Raw genomic sequence first — 16,867 nt, forward strand, 5'->3', positions numbered from 1 at the left:
ACCGTGATGAAACGGCGTGACCTTCTGAAATCCGGCGCGCTTGCGCTGCCCGCCACCGCGCTGGCCGCGCCGGCGATTGCCCAGGGCAAGATCACCTGGAAAATGCCGACATCCTTTCCGGCCCGCGCCCCGGGGGTGGGCACCAATGCCACCACCTTTGCCGAGCGTGTGGCGGCCATGTCGGATGGCCAGCTGACCCTCAAGGTCTTCTCCAGCGGCGAGTTGGTGCCGCCCTTCGGCGTCGAGGACGCGGTCGAGCAGGGCACCGCCGAGATCGGCCATTCGACACCCTATTACGCGGCTTCGAAGAACTCGGCGCTGCATTTCTTCTCGGCGGTGCCCTTCGGCATGACCGCCGTCGAAACCACGGCCTGGCTGCGCTATGGCGGCGGGCAGGATCTGTGGAACCGGATCTACGCCGAACGCGGGCTGGTGCCGTTCTACTCGGGCAACTCGGGCGCGCAGGCGGCGGGCTGGTTCAAGAACCCGATCACCACCGTCAACGATCTGGCGGGGCTGAACATGCGCATCGCCGGTCTGGGCGGCGAGGCCATGCGCAAGCTGGGGGTCAACGCGATTCTGCTGCCGCCGCCCGAGATTTTCCCGGCCTTCCAGTCCGGTGCGATCGACGCTGCCGAATGGGTTGGCCCGCTGCTGGATCAGGCCTTCGGCCTGCAGAAGGTGGCCAACTATTGCTACATGCCGGCGTTCCATGAGCCTTCGGCGGCGCTGGAGGTTGTGGTGAACAAGGAAGCCTATGACAGCCTGCCGGCCCATCTTCAGGCGGTGATCGCCAATGCGGCCGAAGCGGCCTCGGTCGAGACCACGGCACAGTTCGAATATTTCAACGCCGTGGCCTACAAGCAATTGAAGGAACAGGGCGTACAGTTCGACGCTTTCCCCGTGGATGTCATCGCCGCCCTGAAAACCGCCGTGGCCGAGGTCATGCAAGACCTCGCGACCGAGAACCCGGTGTTCGCCGAAGTGCAGGAGAGCTACAACGCCTACCTCGCCCTCGCGCGCCCCTATGGCACCATGGTGAAGGGTGCGGTGTTCTCGCAACGCGCCTGAGCCGGGAAATCCGCGTTTCAAGGCCGCCTTTCGGGGCGGCCTTTTTCGTGGGTCACTTGACCGTGGGGGCCGGGCGTTCGGCCAGATCGGCCTGACGCTCGCTCCAGGAAATACGCAGATCGACGCGACAGGTCCCGTCCGAGCGGTCGGCCTTGACCCGCAGGGTCATCAACTGGTCCAGCGGCAGGGTCAGGCTGTCATCGCCCTCGCTCAGCGTCAGTTCACCCTTGCCGATGCCCTTGGTGATGGCCTCCAGCAGCGCCTTGATCGATTTGCGATCCTGCAGGGATTCGTGGCGAAACTTTCCGTCGGTCGCGGCCATGGGGCTGCCTGCTCCTGTTGCGTGCTTATGCGCGGTTGGGTGGGGGATAGACCACGGCGCGACTTGCGCCAATCCCCCTTCAAACAGGCGTCAGCAGATCCGCGCCTGCCCGGAAAAGCCTGTCGAAATCGACCCGGCCCGCGATCTCGCACACCCGCACCCCGTCCAGCGCGGCCAGATAGGCCGCCGGGTCCAGCGGGTCGGAGTCCGCGCGAAAGCGGCCCTGCGCATCCTGATAGAACGGACCGGGGGCCTTCATGATCGCGGCCAGAAGATCGGGGCGGTCGGGCAAGGAAACGTCGCGCACCGTGGTGGGCGCGGAGCTGTCGTGCTGCCAGTTCAGCACCCAGAAATCGGTCAGCGCGCAGTCATGGCGCTCCCTCCCCGGCCCATAGATCCGGGGCACGATCAGGTCGTGCTTTTCCTCCAGCGTCCAGAGGTCTGCCGGCGGCAACGCGGCAAGCTCTGCCCGCCGGGCCGTGGACAGCAGCGGATGCAGGCGCGGGTTGTGCAGGATCGTGCCGGGGTTGATGCGCGGCTGCTTGGGAATGCCAAGGGCGCTGGTGCCCCGGTCCGCCGCGCGCACCAGCAGACGATCGTTGGTGACAAAGGCGGTGCCGGGAATGTCCAGCATCCGCAGGATCGAGGTTGATTTCCCGCCCCCCGACAGCCCGGCAATGGCCAGACCGCAGGGGCCGTTGGTCACCGCCGCCGCATGGCACATCTGCCAGCCCGCGCGCTGGCCGTGGTTCAGGATCTGGGTGTTGACGAAATTGATGATCTGCTGCGGGTTGGCGCGGCAAGGGCCGAAGGCGACCAGCGCCTTGGGCGATTGCAGGAAGGTCATGCCAGTGCGGCGTTTGTGGATCAGCCGGCCATCGGACAGGTCCCAGGTGGCATCCTTGCGCCCGATCTTGCCAGCGTCGCGCCGCCAGTCGCGCCAGGTCGGGGCCGGGTCCAGGGTCTGGCCTTCCAGAACCTCGATGGTCGCCGCAACCGGGCCGTCTCCGGTCAGGGTTTCCGTGAAGTACTCGGCCAGTTCCGCGCGCAGGGCCGGTTGGCAGAGCAGGCGCAGGCGCCACGGGCCGACCGTGATCCAAAGCGGTGGCACGTCGTCCAGCGGTGTGCGGTCAAGCCGGGCCAGAACCTCGGCGGTGGTAGAGGGCGTCATGCGGTGATCCTTGCCAGAACATGGTCAGTCAGCAGGGCAGCGGCATCCATCCCGCAGCCATCCCGCACGCCGCGAAACCCGCCGAAGGCTGACACCTCGAACACGATGGGGCCGTCGTCGGTCAGGGCGATGTCGACGGTGGTGAAGGCCAGGCCGAAGGGGGCCTGTGCCTCGCGGCCCAACGCGATCAGGGCCGGGTCGGGGGTAAAGGGCGCGTATTTTCCGCCGCTGTGGATGGTGGTGTTCCAGGTGCCGCCACCGGACACCCGCGCATAGGTGCACAGGTGGTCGCCGCCCAAAAACACCATGCCCAGATCCTGCCCCGACAGGTTCAGCTTCTTCTGGATATACATGACCGGGTTGTCGGCGGCGAAGGTGGCGATTTCGGCAGCGGCGTCAGGCCCGTCCGGGATCAGGCACATGCCGCGCGCCTTGGTGCTGTAGAGCGGTTTGAAGACGGCGGTGCCAAAGACCCGGACCGCTTCCCGTGCCTTGCCTGGGTCCTCGGTCACCACAGTGTCGGGCATCGGTGTGCCGGCGAGGGTCAGGGACATGGTGCAGGCCAGCCGGTCGATCAGACGCAGGATCGCCTCGGGGCGCGAAAAGACCCGCACGCCGCGCGCCTCGGCCAGCCGCAACATCTCCAGCCGGTCCAGCGCGTGGGGGCTGTAAACCTCGGCGATCTTCTTGACGATCAGCCCGTCCAACTCGCACAGGTCCAGATCGCCGTGCAGCAATCGGCCCGTACTCAGGTCCAGCACCACCTGGGCCATGTCGATCACCAGCCGGAACCCGGTGCGCGCCGCGACCGCATCGGCCAGCGCCTCGGTCGACCATTTGCCGGGAATGCCGATTACGCCGATACGCAGATCAGTCACAAAACAGGTCCTTGATGGGTAGCCGCAGCCGCGCTTCCTTGCCGTCCGGACAGGCCAGCGCCAGCTCCAGCAGATAGCGCGCGCGCAGGAACATCCGCCGGGCGTGCGCCTTGTCAAAGACGAAACGGGTCGAGGTCGCAAAGGAGCGCGCCAGCCCCAGCGCCAGCCGGTATTCGAAAGTCTTGTCGCCCTGCGCGCGGGCGAATTTCGTGGCCATGGCGTGCACATCGCCCGCCACATCCGCCACCCGGTTGCGCAACTGCGCGTCCTGGATCTGCAGGCGATAGTTCGACACCATGAACACCGACACATCCTGCACGTAGTCCATGAAGCGCGATCGGTGCAGGTCGATGAAATGGATCTTTCGATCCGCCGGGTCATAGATCACGTTGTCGAGGTTGAAGTCGCCATGGATGTGCACCGAGAAGGGCGCGGGCAGCGCGGTTTCCCGACCCCCGGCCAGTTCGACCAGCGTGTCGAACGCGGGCAGGGACAGTTTGCCCAGGCGCGTCTCGCCGCGCCGGAACTCGGGATGCACCCGGTAGACATCGGGCATCCGCTGCGCCAACTGCCGCATCGAAGCCATGTCGGCCGGTTCCTCGGTGCGGGTACGCCGCCAGACATCGCGCAGGGTGCGGGTCAGGGCAGTTCGGGCCTCGGCCAGCAGCGCGTCGCTTTCGTTCAGAAGCACATGCTGAAAGGTATGGCCCGGCAGGTATTCGATCAACAGCGCCGCCGATTGGCCGCGCTTTTCGTAGGACAGGATCTTGGGCGCGAGACCGGGATAGACCGAGTCCCATTTCTTCGCGCCCTGACGTTCCTCTTTCACCTTGGCGATCTCGCCATCCTTGAACACCGCGTTGATCTCGTCGCCTGCGGCTGTCTTGCCATGCAGCCCCGAAATGCCACTGCCCGAGCGGGTCTCGGCAAGCGGTTTCAGGGTCAGATCGGCCTCGTCCACGGTCTGATCCGACAGGATGCCTTTCAGGGCGAAATAGCGTTCGAACTGCACTGGCTGACCGATGGAGACCGACAGCAGCGCCTCGCTGATCCCTTGCAGCGCGTCGCCCATCCGTCTGATTTCATTGGCGGCCAGAAGGGCGTTCGACAGATCTTCGGTGTGCTTGGACTTGCGCATGTCCTGCGTGTAGGTCGCGAAGAGATGCTTATAAAGCGCGTCCAGATCGCCTTTCACCTGCCCGATTTTCACCGCACCACCGCTGTCACGCGCATCGATGGCCGCATGGATCCCGGTCACCGCCTGACGCACGCGCTTGATGGGTTTGGGATAGGCCTCGGGGCGCAGCAACGGGGTGTGCCGGACCTCCTCGGCATGCAACAGGCTGCGGCGCGCCATGCGGCTGATCAGGTCAAGGTTGCGTGCCACAAGTGCCGTGTTGCGCAGCACGAGCTGCCGCGCGGCCCCCGGTTTGCTGCGGGACAAGGCTTGCTGGCTGGCGCGCTGAATCCGGGTTTGCAGGTTGTGGGAATAGCCCGCCCGAAGCAGCACCTTCCGCGCCGTCGCGGTGTCGGGTCGGGCGAAATATTCCTGCAGGCTGGTCAGTTGCCCCTCTACCTCGGCGCAGAGGAAATGCAGGTTCTCGTCCATCGCATGCGGCAGCCTAGCCATCCAGCCGCCCCAGATAGAGCGGCGCCGCGCTGTCGCTGAGGGCCGTGCCGTAATTCGGATGAAAGGCGCGCACCGGATCGTCCGGCGATACCCAGATGGTGGCGATCTGGGACTTGTCGGGCTGCGGCCCAAGGCGCGGGATATAGTTCGCAGCCACCTCGCAGGCGAACAGAACCTCGATCTGGTGGCGCAGCTTGCCGTGTTTGGGTTTGAACACATCGGCCACATGCAGAAGCGGGCCGACCGCGACTTCGGCGCCGATTTCTTCAAGGCACTCGCGCGCGACAGCGGCTTCCATGGTCTCGCCCGGATCCTGCCGCCCGCCGGGCAGGGTCAGATAGGGCGGTTTTCCGGACTTTTGCTTGACCTGCACCAGCAGACGCCCGTCGCGCCGGATGACGGCGCGCACGGTGGGACGGATCTGGTCGAGAAAGCGGTTCAAGCCGGACATGGGCGGGTGATATAGCCATGACAGAACAGATGCATGTCAATTCTCTGGCCGTGTCGCGATTTTCCGGGAGACCCACCGTGTCACAATTGCATATCTCGCGCATTGCCGAAATCCCCGACGAATTGCGGGTGGCCCGCGCGCGCAGTCTGCCGGGGCTTGGGCCGCGACTGCTGTTTTTCAGCGGCGGCAGCGCCCTGAACGGCATTTCACGCCGCCTGAAGGCCTATACCCACAATTCGATCCACCTGATGACCCCGTTCGACAGCGGCGGCAGTTCGCAAGTGCTGCGCACGGCCTTCGACATGCCCGCGGTAGGCGATCTGCGCAGCCGTCTGATGGCGCTGGCCGATGAAAGCGATCTGGGCCAGCCCGATATCTTCGCCCTGTTTACCCATCGCTTTCCCGTCGGGGCCAGCCGGGCAAAGCTGGAGCGCGAGTTCGCGGCCCTTCTGGACACCACCCATCCGCTGATGGATGCGGTGTCCCAGCCCATGCGCAGCCTGATCCTGTCGCACCTGCGGGCCTTCGCGGCGCATTGCCCGCAGGGGTTCGATTTCGCCGGGGCCAGCGTCGGCAACCTGATCCTGGCGGGCGGCTATCTGACCCACGACCGGGCGTTGGAGCCGGTGTTGTTCATCATGTCCAAGATGGTGGCGGTGCAGGGCACCGTGCGGTCGATCATCGACAGCAATCTTGGCCTTGGCGCGGTACTGGCGGATGGCCAGACGGTGGTGGGCCAGCGGGAGATCACCGGCAAGGAAGTGCCGCCCATCGCTGCGCCGATCCGCGAGTTGTTCCTGACCCGCGATGGCGCGCGGCTGGAGCGCAACGCGGTGAAACTGCCCAAACGCAACCGCAGGCTGATCGAGCGTGCGGACCTGATCTGCTATCCGCCGGGCAGCCTGTTCACCAGCGTCATCGCCAACCTTCTGCCGCGCGGCGTGGGCCGCAGCGTGGCGCAGCGGGCGGTGCCCAAGGTCTATTTCCCCAGCCTCGGCGCCGATCCCGAATGCCTGGGGATGGATTTGCCCGATCAGGTAAGGGCCCTGCTGGCGGCGCTGCGTGCCGATGCCGGGCAGGACTGTCCGGCGGATCGATTGCTGACGGCGGTTGTGTGCGACAAGCGGGGGCTGCGTGACGCGGATGTCCGGCGGATCCACGACGACCACGGTCTGCCCTGCGTCGGCCTGGACCTGTGCGGGGCCGAGGGGATCGCGCGCTATGACCCGGCGCGGTTCTGCGATGCGCTGGTGTCGCTGGTCTGAGATGTTGGCTCAGGAACTGGGCTTGGCGGGCAGGGCGCTGACCACGCCCTCGATCCGGCCCCGGGGGGTGTGCCAGAACCCGGCCAGTGCCGTCTCGCCCGCGCCGTGCAGGCAGGTGCGTTCGGTCGGGGTCGGTGGCAGGGCAATGCCGTCCAGAAATTCCTCGATATTGGGCGTGCCGGGCAGGCGGGCCAGCAGGGTTTGCAGGGGAAATTCTTGCGGCAGACCCAACAGTCGCGCAGCGGCGGGATCGGCGTGGACGACGCCCTTGTCCGGGTCGATGGTCAGGCGCCCGCTGTCTGTGACGCGCAGAAGTTGACGGAATTCGGCCCCTGATCGGGCCAGACCGTCCTGCATCCGCAAACCCGCCAGACGGCTGACCAGGACCCAGATCGCCATCAACACGACCAGGGGCATCATCTGGCCGGCCATGGGCACCGGCGTCGGCAGGACGGTCAGGATCGACGGCCAGAGCACCACCGCGCCGGCCACCAGCATCAGGCCCAAGGTGGCCACCGGCAGCGGCAGGAACAGGACAGGCAGCAGCGCCAGCAAGATCGGGGTCAATCCGGGGGCTGTGCCGGGAAGGGTCAGAAGGGTTGCCGCAACCCCCAGCAGGAGCAGGCCGAACAGGTCCGACAGGCGCAGCAGCCAGCGATGCGCGCTGGCCATCAGAACAAACGCGGCCGTAGTGACAAGGGCAGCCAGAACCGATTTTTGTAGCGCCAGTGGCAAGGTCAAGGGATCGGGGCGCATCGAGGGCTCGGCCTGTGACAGCAACCACAGGATGCCCCAAAGCCCGGGCCCAAGCGCCGCCAAACCGGCGGCTGCTGCCCCAATCAACACCGGGTGCGGATCAGGCAATATCCGCAGGCGCGACAGCCGCAGGGCCGCCATGCCGATGCAGGTGCCGAGGATCAGGTTCAGGACCAGCAGCACAAGGTCGGATCGGGTCAGGACGGTGGCCAGAAGGCCGCCGTTCAGATGCACCAGCGTTGCCAGGGGCATCAGCGGCAGGACCAGTGCCAGAAACTTGCGGCCTGCAGAAAACAAGACCACGGCCAGTACCGCCGCCGCCGCAACGGGGTGTGGAAGGCCGGCAAGGGGGAAGTCCGCCGTTGTGGATGCGGCCCAACCGCCCGATGCAGTGGCCCAGGCCCAGATCGCCCAAAGGCCTGATGCCAGCCAGACGGCCCAGCGATCGCCAACGTCCCGAAAGCCGGAGGCGCGTGTTGTCATATATGGGCGCCGGCCTGTGGGCGACATGTCCCGCTCCCTTCCCGTGGCATCGCGTGGCGTGCGATCCTTGCCTAGGTTCTTGCCCGCCCGGCGCGAGACCTGCAAGGGCGGAAGGCGAGGCGGCGGGTCGGGCTGGGGTCAGGCAACGGGATATGACGGGGGATCGTCAGACCAAAGGATGCAAAATTGCGAGAGAAAACCAGTGCAAATAAATGAAATAACGTAATAAACAACATGAGGTATTGAGAGTGCCGGATGCCGCCCAAACTTCGGGCGGCATCCATGTCGTGCCAGCTTCCGCTCAGCTCCGGATTGCCAAGCCGTCCTCGCCGAAGAAATGCAGCCGGTCCGGGTCGAAGGTCAGCCCCAGACGGTCACCCGGCTTCAGGTCGGTGTCGCCATTGATCCGCACTGTCACCTGCCCGGCGTCGCCGCAGTCGAAGATCAGGAAAGTGTCAGCGCCGAGGTATTCCAGAACGTCCACCACGCCATCGACCTGACCGGTGCCTTCGGCGCCCAGAACGATGTGTTCGGGGCGGATGCCCAGATGCACGGCTGCGCCCGAAACCGGCCCGCCGCGCCCGCCGCGCCCGCCGGCGACGGTGTACTGCCCGCCGTTCGAGGAGCAAGGCAGGATGTTCATCTTGGGACTGCCGATGAACTGCGCCACGAACAGGTTGGCTGGACGATCGTACAGCTCGCGCGGGGTGCCGACCTGCGCGATCTTGCCAAACTCCAGCACCACGATGCGGTCGGCCAGTGTCATCGCCTCGACCTGATCATGGGTCACATAGATCATCGAGGCGTTCAGGGTCTGGTGCAGCTTGGCGATCTCGTAGCGCATCTCGACCCGCAGGGACGCATCGAGGTTCGACAGCGGTTCGTCGAACAGGAATGCGGTGGGGTCGCGCACGATGGAACGCCCGATGGCCACCCGCTGCCGCTGTCCGCCCGAAAGATCCTTGGGTCGGCGATCGAGATAGGGGTCAAGCTTCAGCACCCGCGCGGCCTCGGCGACCTTGGCGTCGATCTGCTCCTTGGGAACACCGGCGGATTTCAGTGGAAAGCCCACGTTGTCGCGCACCGACATATGCGGGTACAGCGCGTAAGACTGGAACACCATGGCCAGTCCGCGTTTCGACGGCGGTTCGGCAGTGGCGTCGCGCCCGTCGATGATGATCTGCCCGCGCGAGGTTTCTTCCAGCCCCGCGATCATGCGCAGAAGCGTAGATTTCCCGCAGCCCGAGGGGCCGACGAAAATGACGAATTCACCTTCGTTGATGGTCAGGTCGACGCCCTTGATGACCTGAACCTCGCCGAACCATTTCTCGACCGCTTTCAGTTCGATGGATGCCATCAGTCCCTCCCGGCCCAGGTCAGCCAGATGGCGGCTGTCCAGGTGAAGTTTGATCCGCCGCAGGGGGTGCCGTCGACGGGATCGAAATATTCGTAGAACCCCGATTTCTCGATCAGGGTGGCGGTTTCGCGGCGCAGGCGGGCTTCGTCGGCATCCCGGCCGCTGTCCTTCAGGCCCAGGGCGATCAGCGAATTGACCACCGGCCACATCGGCCCGCGCCAATAGCGGCGGGGGTCGAAATGCGCGGCCTCGGGATCGGACGAGGGGATGCCGTAGGTCACCGCGTCCCAGGTGCGTTGCATCTGCGCGTCCATCTGGGGGTTTTCGATCCCGGCATAGAGGAACAGATAGGCGGCCGAGCTGAGATTGTTGGCCCAGGTGCCGGTGCGGATGTCGCGCGCGTCATAGGCGCCAAGATCGGGGTTCCAGATGCTGGGCACGGCGGCTTCCAGCGCGTCGGCCCAGCCGGTGATCTCGGACACATCCTCGCCCAGCTCCTGCCCCAGTGCGATCAGGTCGCGATGGGCGCGCAGCAGGATGAAAGTGATGCCGGGATCGGCCATCAGGAAGGGACCGTTTGCCATGATCTCGGCATGGTTCCAGCCGCAGGCCTTTCCGAATTGCAGGATCGCGATGTAGCGGTCGTAATCCTCCTTTCCCGGGCGCATGGAGGCATCCACATGGCCGGTGTCGCGCCGCTGGTAGGGGCCGACGTTGGAGCCATCCACATTGGCCATGCCCACGTCCCAGTCGGGGCAGTTGTCGCGGCCCGATTCCCACGGATGGGTGATGCAGGCCGGGCCGGGGGCGCAGCGCACCTCGTGCCACCAGCGATGCCAGGCCACCATCCTGGGATAGAGCGCGGCGAGGCGGGTCCGCCCGGTTTCCGGATCCATCTCGTAGATCTTGCGGACCAGCGTCGCGGCCACCGGTGGCTGGCTGATGCCCGACGTCTGCGGCGTCTTGTTGGTGCCCCAGACATCGGGGCCGGGGAAGTATCCCGGATCGGACTGGTGGAAGATGATGTGCGGCACCATCCCGTCGTCCCATTGGCCCGAAAACAGGGTCTCGACCTCGGTCCAGGCGCGGTCGTTGTCGAAGGTGGCGAACCCCCAGGCGGCAAAGACGCTGTCCCAGTTCCACTGGTAGGGATACAGCCCGTCTGTGGGCACGGTGTAGCCTCCGCGATCGTTCTTGCGAAGGATTTGGCGGGCAGTTTCGTTGATGTGTGTCATCCTTTGACGGATCCTGCTGTGAGACCTTTGGTCATGAAACGTTCAAGCCCCAGGAACAGCGCCATGATCGGAACGGTGGCGATCACCGAACCGGCCATCAGGTGCTGGCGAGGGATTTCCGAAGAGTTGAGCGAGGCGATGCCGCGCGTCAGGGTGAATTTCGTGGGATCATCCAGCAGCATGAAGGCCAGCAGGAATTCGTTCCACGCAATCATGAAGACATAGAGCGAGACCGAGGCCATGGCCGGCAGCGACAGCGGCAGGGTGATCTTCCAGATCACCGCCAGACGCGACAGCCCGTCCATCAGCCCGGCTTCCTCGACCTCCGCGGGCAGGCCGCGGAAATAGCCCTGCAGCATGTACAATGCCACGGGGATGGTGGTGACCGGGTAGATCATCACGATCCCGGTGATCGAGTTGCGCAGCCCGGCCATGGAAAAGGCGATGTAGATGGGCAGCGCCAGAACGATCATCGGCACCATGTAGATCAATAGGATCGAGCGTGAAAACGCCGCCCGCCCCTTGAACCGCAGCCGGGCCACCGCATAGGCGCCGGGAATGGCGAAGGCCAGGGTGATCAGAACCGTCAGTACCGAGATGTAGAACGAGGTCCACAGGTAGGAACCAAAACTGAACTGGCTGAACAACTCGGTGTAGCTGCGGAACAGGTCAAAGCCCTTGGACAGGTCCAGCGAGAAATCTAGCGGGTTCTGGATCAGCTCGGACTGGTTCTTCAGGCTGGTCATCACCATCACGTAAAAGGGGATGACGACGATGGCGGTGAAGAAGATGTAGCCAAAGCCGGTCAGGAAGCGGATCACCGCCGCCTCGAACTCATGCCGGTTCAATGTGCCTTGCGGGCACTCCGTCAGGATACGCAGCATTCCCAGCGTGCTGAACCCGGCCATTGCTGCCGCACCGATCAGCCCCGACAGAAAGGATACCTTGGGTCCGATCACCAGCGGGCCGAAACCCACCAGCGACAGAAGTGTCAAGACGGCCAGACCGGCCAACGGTTTCCACCGCGGTCCCGGCAGGCACAACACGCCCAGCCCCGCGCCCCAAAACAGCGAGAGCAGCAGCGATGGGCGGAACTCGGCCCCGGTGATGAAGGACATGGCCACGGCCACCGTGGTGGCAATGATGAAAGTCCACAGCGCGCCCAGAAGCGGGCTGGTGACAAGGCCGTTGCGCAGGAAGCTCATAGCCCTTCCTCCGGATTGCCATAACGGAAGAAGACGTACGAGAAGATCAGCAGGCAGAAGAAGATCACCACCGCCACCGCCGCGCCCGCGCCGATGTTCGAGATCGCGAAGGCCTGTTCATAGACGTTCACGGTCAGCGTCCGGGTGCCCGCGTTGCCGCCGGTCAGCAGGAAGATGTCGTCGAACTTGTTGAAGGTCCAGATGAAGCGCAGCAGGAACAGCACCGACAGGATGCCCACAAGCTGCGGCACCGAGAGATACCAGAACTTCTGGAAGGGCGAGGCACCGTCCATGTCCGCCGCTTCGTACATGTCGCCGTCGATGGATTGCATCCGGGCGAGGATGAACAGGAAGGACAATGGGAAATAGCGCCAGATCTCGAACACAGTGACCATGATCAGGGCCAGCGGGCGTTCGCCGAAAAAGTTGATGGCCCCTTCGGTCACGCCCATCTGGATCAGCAGCGCGTTGGCCGAGCCGGAGAACGGGTCAAACAGCAGGATCCAGGCAAAGGCCACGGCGATCACCGGCGCCACATAGGGAAACAGATACAGCCCGCGCAGGATGCCCTGACCCCGGAACGACTTGTTCAGCAACAGCGCCGCGAACAGGCCGAAGACCAGCGCGCCGATGGTGCCGAAGACCGTGTAGAACAGTGTGACGCCCAGCACGCCCCAGAACTCGTCCCCGTCGAAGATGCGCGAGAAGTTGTCGAAGGTGAATTCGCCGCTGGTCAGGATGCTGTCGGCCTTGCCGGTCAACACCGGATCGATGTCGTCCAGCTCTCCGCCGGCGTCCAGAAAGGCTTGGCCGACGGTCACGGGTATGAGGATCTGGTCGCGAAACCCGCCCTCCATGGTTCCAAAGTCGCAGCGCAACTGGGCCCCGTCGATGGCGCAGCGCGGATCCAGTTCAACCGGGGTCAGGCCGTCGGGCCAGCCGTCGGTCATGGTGACTTTGCGGATTTCCTTGTCCTGGCTGGTATTGCGGATGCGGAAGCGCACGGTGATTTCGTCGCCCGCGGCAGCGGCGTCGCCGCGCAGGTCGGCGCGCACCACGGGGGCGGCGGCGCGCAGATCGGCCAGCCCCACGGGCTTGACGCTGATCCAGAACACCGCCAGCAGCGGCAGGATCACCACAAGGGCGACCGCCGTGATGGTGGGAGAAAGCAAACCCCAAGCCAGCCGGGCCTCGCGCTTGGCGAGCGGCCCGGTGCCCGTAGGCGGCAATGCAGTGGTCATGGTGACAGTCCGATGTGTTCGGGGTGGGGGCACCGTTGGGTCACGGCACCCCCGTTGGCAGCAAGCGGTCCCTACTGGATCGCGCCCAGCTCCTCGTTCAGCGCGGCAACCGCGGCCGCGGCATCAAGTTCGTCGTCGATATACTGCCGCACGATGCGGTTGATGACCTGGCTGTTGATCATCTTCGAAGCCAGTGACAGCTGCCCTTCAGCCACGCCCCAGCGTTGCGCCACATCCAGACCGCCCACGATCTCGGCAATCATCGCCGGATCGTAAAGTTCGCCCAGCGGTGCCTTGCGATCCACGCCGACGGGCAGGGTGGCCCAGGCGTCGATATAGGCGGTGGGGTTTTCGCCATCGCCGCGACGGACCGGGAACTTGCCCTCGGGCGCGATCGACAAGGTCTGGGTGTAGGCGTCGCTCAGGTTGAACTCGACGAACTCCATCGCCGCGTCGGTCGACGCATCGTTGGTGATGCCGAAGTACCGAACGTCGCCCCAGGCAGCACCGTCGGGATTGGACGGGCCGGCGAAGTTGGTCACGATGCCGGTCTTCGAGGCCAGGTCGGTCGAGGTCGGATCATCGTTGATGGTGGGCGGTGCGCTGTCGCGCAGACCGGCCAGTTCATCAAGGATGAAGGGCGACCAGATGATCATTGCGGCATCCCCGGCAAAATAGATCGTGCGCGACTGATCCCAGTACAACTCGCCCGGAGGCGAAGCCTTGGCGATCGCCTTGTAAAAGTCCAGAACCTCGGTGGTCCTGGCTTCGTCCAGCGGCGCGAAGCCGTTCTCGTCTACCGGGCTGACGCCGTTGGCAAGGAACACATGCTCCAGAACCTGGCTCATGAAGGCTTCATCCACCTTGGTGGCGGCCACGAAACCATACATCTCGGGCGGGTTGTGGAGGGCTTCCAGGGCGGCCAATACGTTGCCATAGGAGGAGGGCGGCTCAAGCCCGGCCGCTTCGAACAGATCCTTGCGATAGACGATCATCTGCGTCCAGCCGTCCACCGGAACCGAGGCATAGCCGTCTTCAGTGGCCGCCATCGCCAAGGCGCCCGGCGCGAAAGTGTCGGCGCCCAGATTCTCGACCACATCGGTGGCGGCATCCGGATCAAGGATGCCGGCTTCGTACCAGGGCAGGGCATATTGCAGAGTGTGATAGATCACGTCCGGCAGATCGCCCGCGGCAAAGGCTGCCGTGGCCCGGGTGCCAAGGTCGCTTTCGGTGACCGGGATGACCTCCACCGAATGGCCGGTTGCGGCTTCGAAAGCGGCGGCCATCTCTTGCTGTTTGGCCAGACGGTCTGGCTGCTCTTCGGTGGTCCAGAAGCGCAGCTCCTCGGCGGAGATACCGGGTGCGGCAAGCACAAGGGCAAGGGCCGCAGTGGACCACAAGCGCAGAGTCGGTTTCGTCATTGTTCTAACTCCCATTGAAAGTTCAGGGCTTCGCTGCAGTGTCGCGAAGCAGTTTTGCAAGTTGCTCGGAAGATCGGGCCGGCGTTGCTGCCGAGCCGCGATCCAGAAAGGTTGCCTGTTCCACCCGGCGCAGGGTTTCGGGGGCGGACCCCCGCACGCGGCGGATCAGAAGCGTGCCCAGACGTTCGCCGGCGCGGCGGATGTTGACCGAAAAGGTGGACAGGGGTGGGGTCATGGTTGCCCCCTCGATGATGCCGTCATAGGCGATGACGGAAATGTCCCGTCCCACTTGCAGACCCAGGTCCCGCGCGGCGTCGTAGAGCCCCAGCGCGGCGCGATCCATCGCAAAGACGAACCCCGTGGGCGGCTGGTCCAGCGCCAGCAGGGCGCGGGCGGTCTGGCGGCCATCTTCGGGAGACATGCAGTTTTCACGCACCAGCGCCGCATCGAAAGTCAGACCGGCGGCTTGCAGGCCAGCAACATAACCTTCGTGTCGCAAGTGTGTGTAATTATATTGTTTTCCACCGTTCACGAAAGCAATGCGCCGATGTCCTGAAGCGGCCAGTTTCTGCACGGCGGATTGCATCGCATCCTCGCCGGCAATGTCGTACCAGGCGCAATCGGTGGGATCGCCAGTGCGTCCGAACATGACAAAAGGCACCTGCAACCGGCGCAGGGTGGCAATGCGGTCGTCGGTGCGCAACGTGCGCGGCAGGATGAAGCCGTCGGCCTTTCGATCGGCGCACAGGCCTTCGATGATCTGCAAGGTGTTAAGGGGGCTGGAGGCGGCCGCGACGGTCAGGGTCCAGCCCTCCAGACTGGCGGCCGAGGATATCCCGGCCAGAAACTCGGCCAGAAACGGGCGGTGCGCGTCATGCTCGGCGGTTTCGATGATGAACCCGATGGAGCGCACCCGTCCGGTCCGGATCGCCTGCGCGTGGGAAAGCGGACGATAGCCCATCTTCTCGGCCATGCGCATGACCCGGGCGCGCGTGCTTTCGGCAATGTCGGGATAGCCGTTCATGGCACGACTGACCGTGCTTTTGGTCAGGCCCAGAGCCTCGGACACATCCGCAATCGTGACACGCCGTGCGGTGGGCTGCCGTACTGGGTTTTCCATGTTGGGCTGCAAATTTCATCCTCCTGGGCTTCACGATCCGCTCCGAAACCGGTTTCGGCAACAAGAAAATGCAAATACGCCTGGGATCAGGGAAGGGTCGGCGCACAACGGCGGTACGGATGCCTGCGAATATGGCACGGGCTTGTGCTGTGAGCTCACGGTGAAGTGCAGTTCCTGATATGTCGTTTTACTCCAGCCGGTTCTGTAACTCCATCAGCTCGCTTTGAAACACCTCAGCGGGCGTTCGGTAGCCGAGGCACTTGCGCGGCGTGGAATTGACGCGGTGGCAAATCGACCTCAAGTATCGATTTGTCAGCGCCGTCGGTTCGGTGGATCTGGGGAGATACTTCCGCAGCCTGTTGTTCGTGTTCTCGACTGTGCCTTTCTGGTACGGAGCTTGTGGGTCACAAAACCATGCATCTGCACCTATCCCGGCTTTCAGGTGCCGCCAGGCGGAGAACTCGGTGCCGCGATCAAAGGTGATCGACTGGCGTGCATCGGCGGGCAGGGGAGCTAGCCCCTGGATCAGCGCCTCCATGATCGGTTTGGATTGGCGATCCTCATTGCGCATGACAACGGCGAAACGACTGACGCGCTCGACCAGAGACGTCACGTTCACCTTTCCATGCTCCTTGCGGAACATCATCAGGTCGCACTCCCAATGGCCGAACTCGGCACGCTCAGAGATGCGCTCAGGCCTGTGGGACAGGCTTTGAACGTCGAAGATGTGGGTCCGGTTATGCTTGCGATAGCCACGCGGCCTGCGGCGGCGGCGATGTTCGGGAAGGTGCCGATAAAACTGCTCCTCGCGACCGTCCTTGGAATAGGCGAAGCGATAGATCGTCTCGTGGCTCACGCGGATCGGATGACGTTCCAATCGCATGCGACCGGCTATCTGCTCTGGCGACCAGCCAGCCTTCAGCCGATCCTCGATGGCGGCCTTGAGTTCAGGATGAGCGATCATCTTGCGATGGACAGCACGGCGCTGCTCGTATTTGTCTTGAGCGACGAGAGCGTGATAGCCGTTCAGCTCCGGTATTTCTTCGTCAGTATATCGGTTCCGCTTAATGTCCCGGTAGATCGTCGAGGGGTCGCGGCACAATCTATCCGCAATCTCTGAGACCGGCATTTTGGCTTCCAGCCACTTTGCGAGCTTGCGCCGTTCGTCCAGCTTCAGGTGACAATAGTGGGTTCCCATTCTTCATACTCCATGCAACTCTCTGTATTCGTACAAAATTTGCACTTCGTTTGTGAATCCACC

Annotated in this window: 15 protein-coding genes; 2 read left to right on the forward strand and 13 right to left on the reverse strand. The window is 64.3% G+C overall.

The features are described from left to right. The first annotated feature begins 6 nt into the window (after window positions 1-6). Window positions 7-1,071 carry a TRAP transporter substrate-binding protein gene (locus ACP15K_RS05200; protein WP_424989990.1) on the forward strand — a complete coding sequence of 355 codons (1,065 nt, stop codon included), beginning with the start codon at window positions 7-9 and terminating at the stop codon, window positions 1,069-1,071. 52 nt (window positions 1,072-1,123) lie between these two features. Here the strand turns inward: ACP15K_RS05200 and ACP15K_RS05205 are convergent, their stop codons facing one another. The 5 genes from ACP15K_RS05205 to ACP15K_RS05225 all read right to left on the reverse strand — a co-directional run bounded on the left by ACP15K_RS05205 (window position 1,124) and on the right by ACP15K_RS05225 (window position 5,523). Beyond that, window positions 1,124-1,393: an amphi-Trp domain-containing protein gene (locus tag ACP15K_RS05205; RefSeq protein WP_193141392.1), complete on the reverse strand. Its 270-nt coding sequence runs from the start codon at window positions 1,391-1,393 to the stop codon at window positions 1,124-1,126. 79 nt (window positions 1,394-1,472) lie between these two features. Then, entirely contained in the window at window positions 1,473-2,564 is a 1,092-nt protein-coding gene (locus ACP15K_RS05210; RefSeq protein WP_424989991.1) for an HprK-related kinase B, read from the reverse strand. After that, window positions 2,561-3,442: a GAK system ATP-grasp enzyme gene (locus tag ACP15K_RS05215; protein ID WP_424989992.1), complete on the reverse strand. Its 882-nt coding sequence runs from the start codon at window positions 3,440-3,442 to the stop codon at window positions 2,561-2,563. The genes ACP15K_RS05210 and ACP15K_RS05215 overlap by 4 nt, the downstream gene beginning before the upstream one ends. Beyond that, window positions 3,435-5,072 (reverse strand): phosphotransferase, encoded by a 1,638-nt coding sequence (locus tag ACP15K_RS05220; protein ID WP_424989993.1) that lies wholly within the window; start codon window positions 5,070-5,072, stop codon window positions 3,435-3,437. Before ACP15K_RS05220 ends, ACP15K_RS05215 begins: the two co-directional genes overlap by 8 nt. Beyond that, window positions 5,065-5,523, reverse strand: coding sequence for an NUDIX domain-containing protein (locus ACP15K_RS05225; protein ID WP_424989994.1), 459 nt, complete (start codon window positions 5,521-5,523; stop codon window positions 5,065-5,067). Before ACP15K_RS05225 ends, ACP15K_RS05220 begins: the two co-directional genes overlap by 8 nt. Before the next feature lie 77 nt (window positions 5,524-5,600). Here ACP15K_RS05225 and ACP15K_RS05230 point away from each other — a divergent pair, with 77 nt between their 5' ends. After that, window positions 5,601-6,788 carry a GAK system CofD-like protein gene (locus ACP15K_RS05230; RefSeq protein ID WP_424989995.1) on the forward strand — a complete coding sequence of 396 codons (1,188 nt, stop codon included), beginning with the start codon at window positions 5,601-5,603 and terminating at the stop codon, window positions 6,786-6,788. 9 nt (window positions 6,789-6,797) lie between these two features. Here the strand turns inward: ACP15K_RS05230 and ACP15K_RS05235 are convergent, their stop codons facing one another. From ACP15K_RS05235 to ACP15K_RS05270, 8 genes are all read right to left on the reverse strand, one after another. After that, complete coding sequence (locus tag ACP15K_RS05235) at window positions 6,798-8,027, reverse strand: PAS domain-containing protein (protein WP_193141387.1); 1,230 nt, start codon at window positions 8,025-8,027, stop codon at window positions 6,798-6,800. A gap of 301 nt (window positions 8,028-8,328) precedes the next feature. Continuing rightward, a complete protein-coding gene (locus ACP15K_RS05240; RefSeq protein WP_424989996.1) occupies window positions 8,329-9,384 on the reverse strand; it encodes an ABC transporter ATP-binding protein in 1,056 nt (351 codons plus the stop codon). Continuing rightward, on the reverse strand, window positions 9,384-10,619 hold the full coding sequence (locus ACP15K_RS05245; protein WP_424989997.1) for an MGH1-like glycoside hydrolase domain-containing protein: 1,236 nt from the start codon (window positions 10,617-10,619) through the stop codon (window positions 9,384-9,386). Before ACP15K_RS05245 ends, ACP15K_RS05240 begins: the two co-directional genes overlap by 1 nt. Further along, window positions 10,616-11,824 (reverse strand): carbohydrate ABC transporter permease, encoded by a 1,209-nt coding sequence (locus ACP15K_RS05250; protein ID WP_193141384.1) that lies wholly within the window; start codon window positions 11,822-11,824, stop codon window positions 10,616-10,618. The genes ACP15K_RS05245 and ACP15K_RS05250 overlap by 4 nt, the downstream gene beginning before the upstream one ends. Continuing rightward, window positions 11,821-13,065 (reverse strand): carbohydrate ABC transporter permease, encoded by a 1,245-nt coding sequence (locus ACP15K_RS05255; RefSeq protein ID WP_424989998.1) that lies wholly within the window; start codon window positions 13,063-13,065, stop codon window positions 11,821-11,823. Before ACP15K_RS05255 ends, ACP15K_RS05250 begins: the two co-directional genes overlap by 4 nt. A gap of 71 nt (window positions 13,066-13,136) precedes the next feature. Beyond that, window positions 13,137-14,486 carry an ABC transporter substrate-binding protein gene (locus ACP15K_RS05260; RefSeq protein WP_193141382.1) on the reverse strand — a complete coding sequence of 450 codons (1,350 nt, stop codon included), beginning with the start codon at window positions 14,484-14,486 and terminating at the stop codon, window positions 13,137-13,139. A 22-nt stretch (window positions 14,487-14,508) separates the two neighbouring features. Beyond that, window positions 14,509-15,606 carry a LacI family DNA-binding transcriptional regulator gene (locus ACP15K_RS05265; RefSeq protein WP_424989999.1) on the reverse strand — a complete coding sequence of 366 codons (1,098 nt, stop codon included), beginning with the start codon at window positions 15,604-15,606 and terminating at the stop codon, window positions 14,509-14,511. A gap of 187 nt (window positions 15,607-15,793) precedes the next feature. After that, window positions 15,794-16,804: an IS30 family transposase gene (locus ACP15K_RS05270; protein WP_424990000.1), complete on the reverse strand. Its 1,011-nt coding sequence runs from the start codon at window positions 16,802-16,804 to the stop codon at window positions 15,794-15,796. Between the last annotated feature and the right edge of the window lie 63 nt (window positions 16,805-16,867).

Origin of the sequence: Fluviibacterium sp. S390, from assembly GCF_049800695.1 — a bacterium.
Taxonomy (GTDB): domain Bacteria; phylum Pseudomonadota; class Alphaproteobacteria; order Rhodobacterales; family Rhodobacteraceae; genus Meridianimarinicoccus.

Bases quoted from the DNA above. Each gene is read 5' to 3' on its own strand.
- ACP15K_RS05200 (WP_424989990.1), top strand. From the start codon at position 7: ATGAAACGGCGTGACCTTCTGAAATCCGGCGCGCTTGCGCTGCCCGCC.
- ACP15K_RS05255 (WP_424989998.1), bottom strand. From the start codon at position 13,065: ATGACCACTGCATTGCCGCCTACGGGCACCGGGCCGCTCGCCAAGCGC.
- ACP15K_RS05240 (WP_424989996.1), bottom strand. From the start codon at position 9,384: ATGGCATCCATCGAACTGAAAGCGGTCGAGAAATGGTTCGGCGAGGTT.
- ACP15K_RS05265 (WP_424989999.1), bottom strand. From the start codon at position 15,606: ATGGAAAACCCAGTACGGCAGCCCACCGCACGGCGTGTCACGATTGCG.
- ACP15K_RS05245 (WP_424989997.1), bottom strand. From the start codon at position 10,619: ATGACACACATCAACGAAACTGCCCGCCAAATCCTTCGCAAGAACGAT.
- ACP15K_RS05235 (WP_193141387.1), bottom strand. From the start codon at position 8,027: ATGACAACACGCGCCTCCGGCTTTCGGGACGTTGGCGATCGCTGGGCC.
- ACP15K_RS05270 (WP_424990000.1), bottom strand. From the start codon at position 16,804: ATGGGAACCCACTATTGTCACCTGAAGCTGGACGAACGGCGCAAGCTC.
- ACP15K_RS05250 (WP_193141384.1), bottom strand. From the start codon at position 11,824: ATGAGCTTCCTGCGCAACGGCCTTGTCACCAGCCCGCTTCTGGGCGCG.
- ACP15K_RS05205 (WP_193141392.1), bottom strand. From the start codon at position 1,393: ATGGCCGCGACCGACGGAAAGTTTCGCCACGAATCCCTGCAGGATCGC.
- ACP15K_RS05220 (WP_424989993.1), bottom strand. From the start codon at position 5,072: ATGGCTAGGCTGCCGCATGCGATGGACGAGAACCTGCATTTCCTCTGC.
- ACP15K_RS05225 (WP_424989994.1), bottom strand. From the start codon at position 5,523: ATGTCCGGCTTGAACCGCTTTCTCGACCAGATCCGTCCCACCGTGCGC.
- ACP15K_RS05210 (WP_424989991.1), bottom strand. From the start codon at position 2,564: ATGACGCCCTCTACCACCGCCGAGGTTCTGGCCCGGCTTGACCGCACA.
- ACP15K_RS05260 (WP_193141382.1), bottom strand. From the start codon at position 14,486: ATGACGAAACCGACTCTGCGCTTGTGGTCCACTGCGGCCCTTGCCCTT.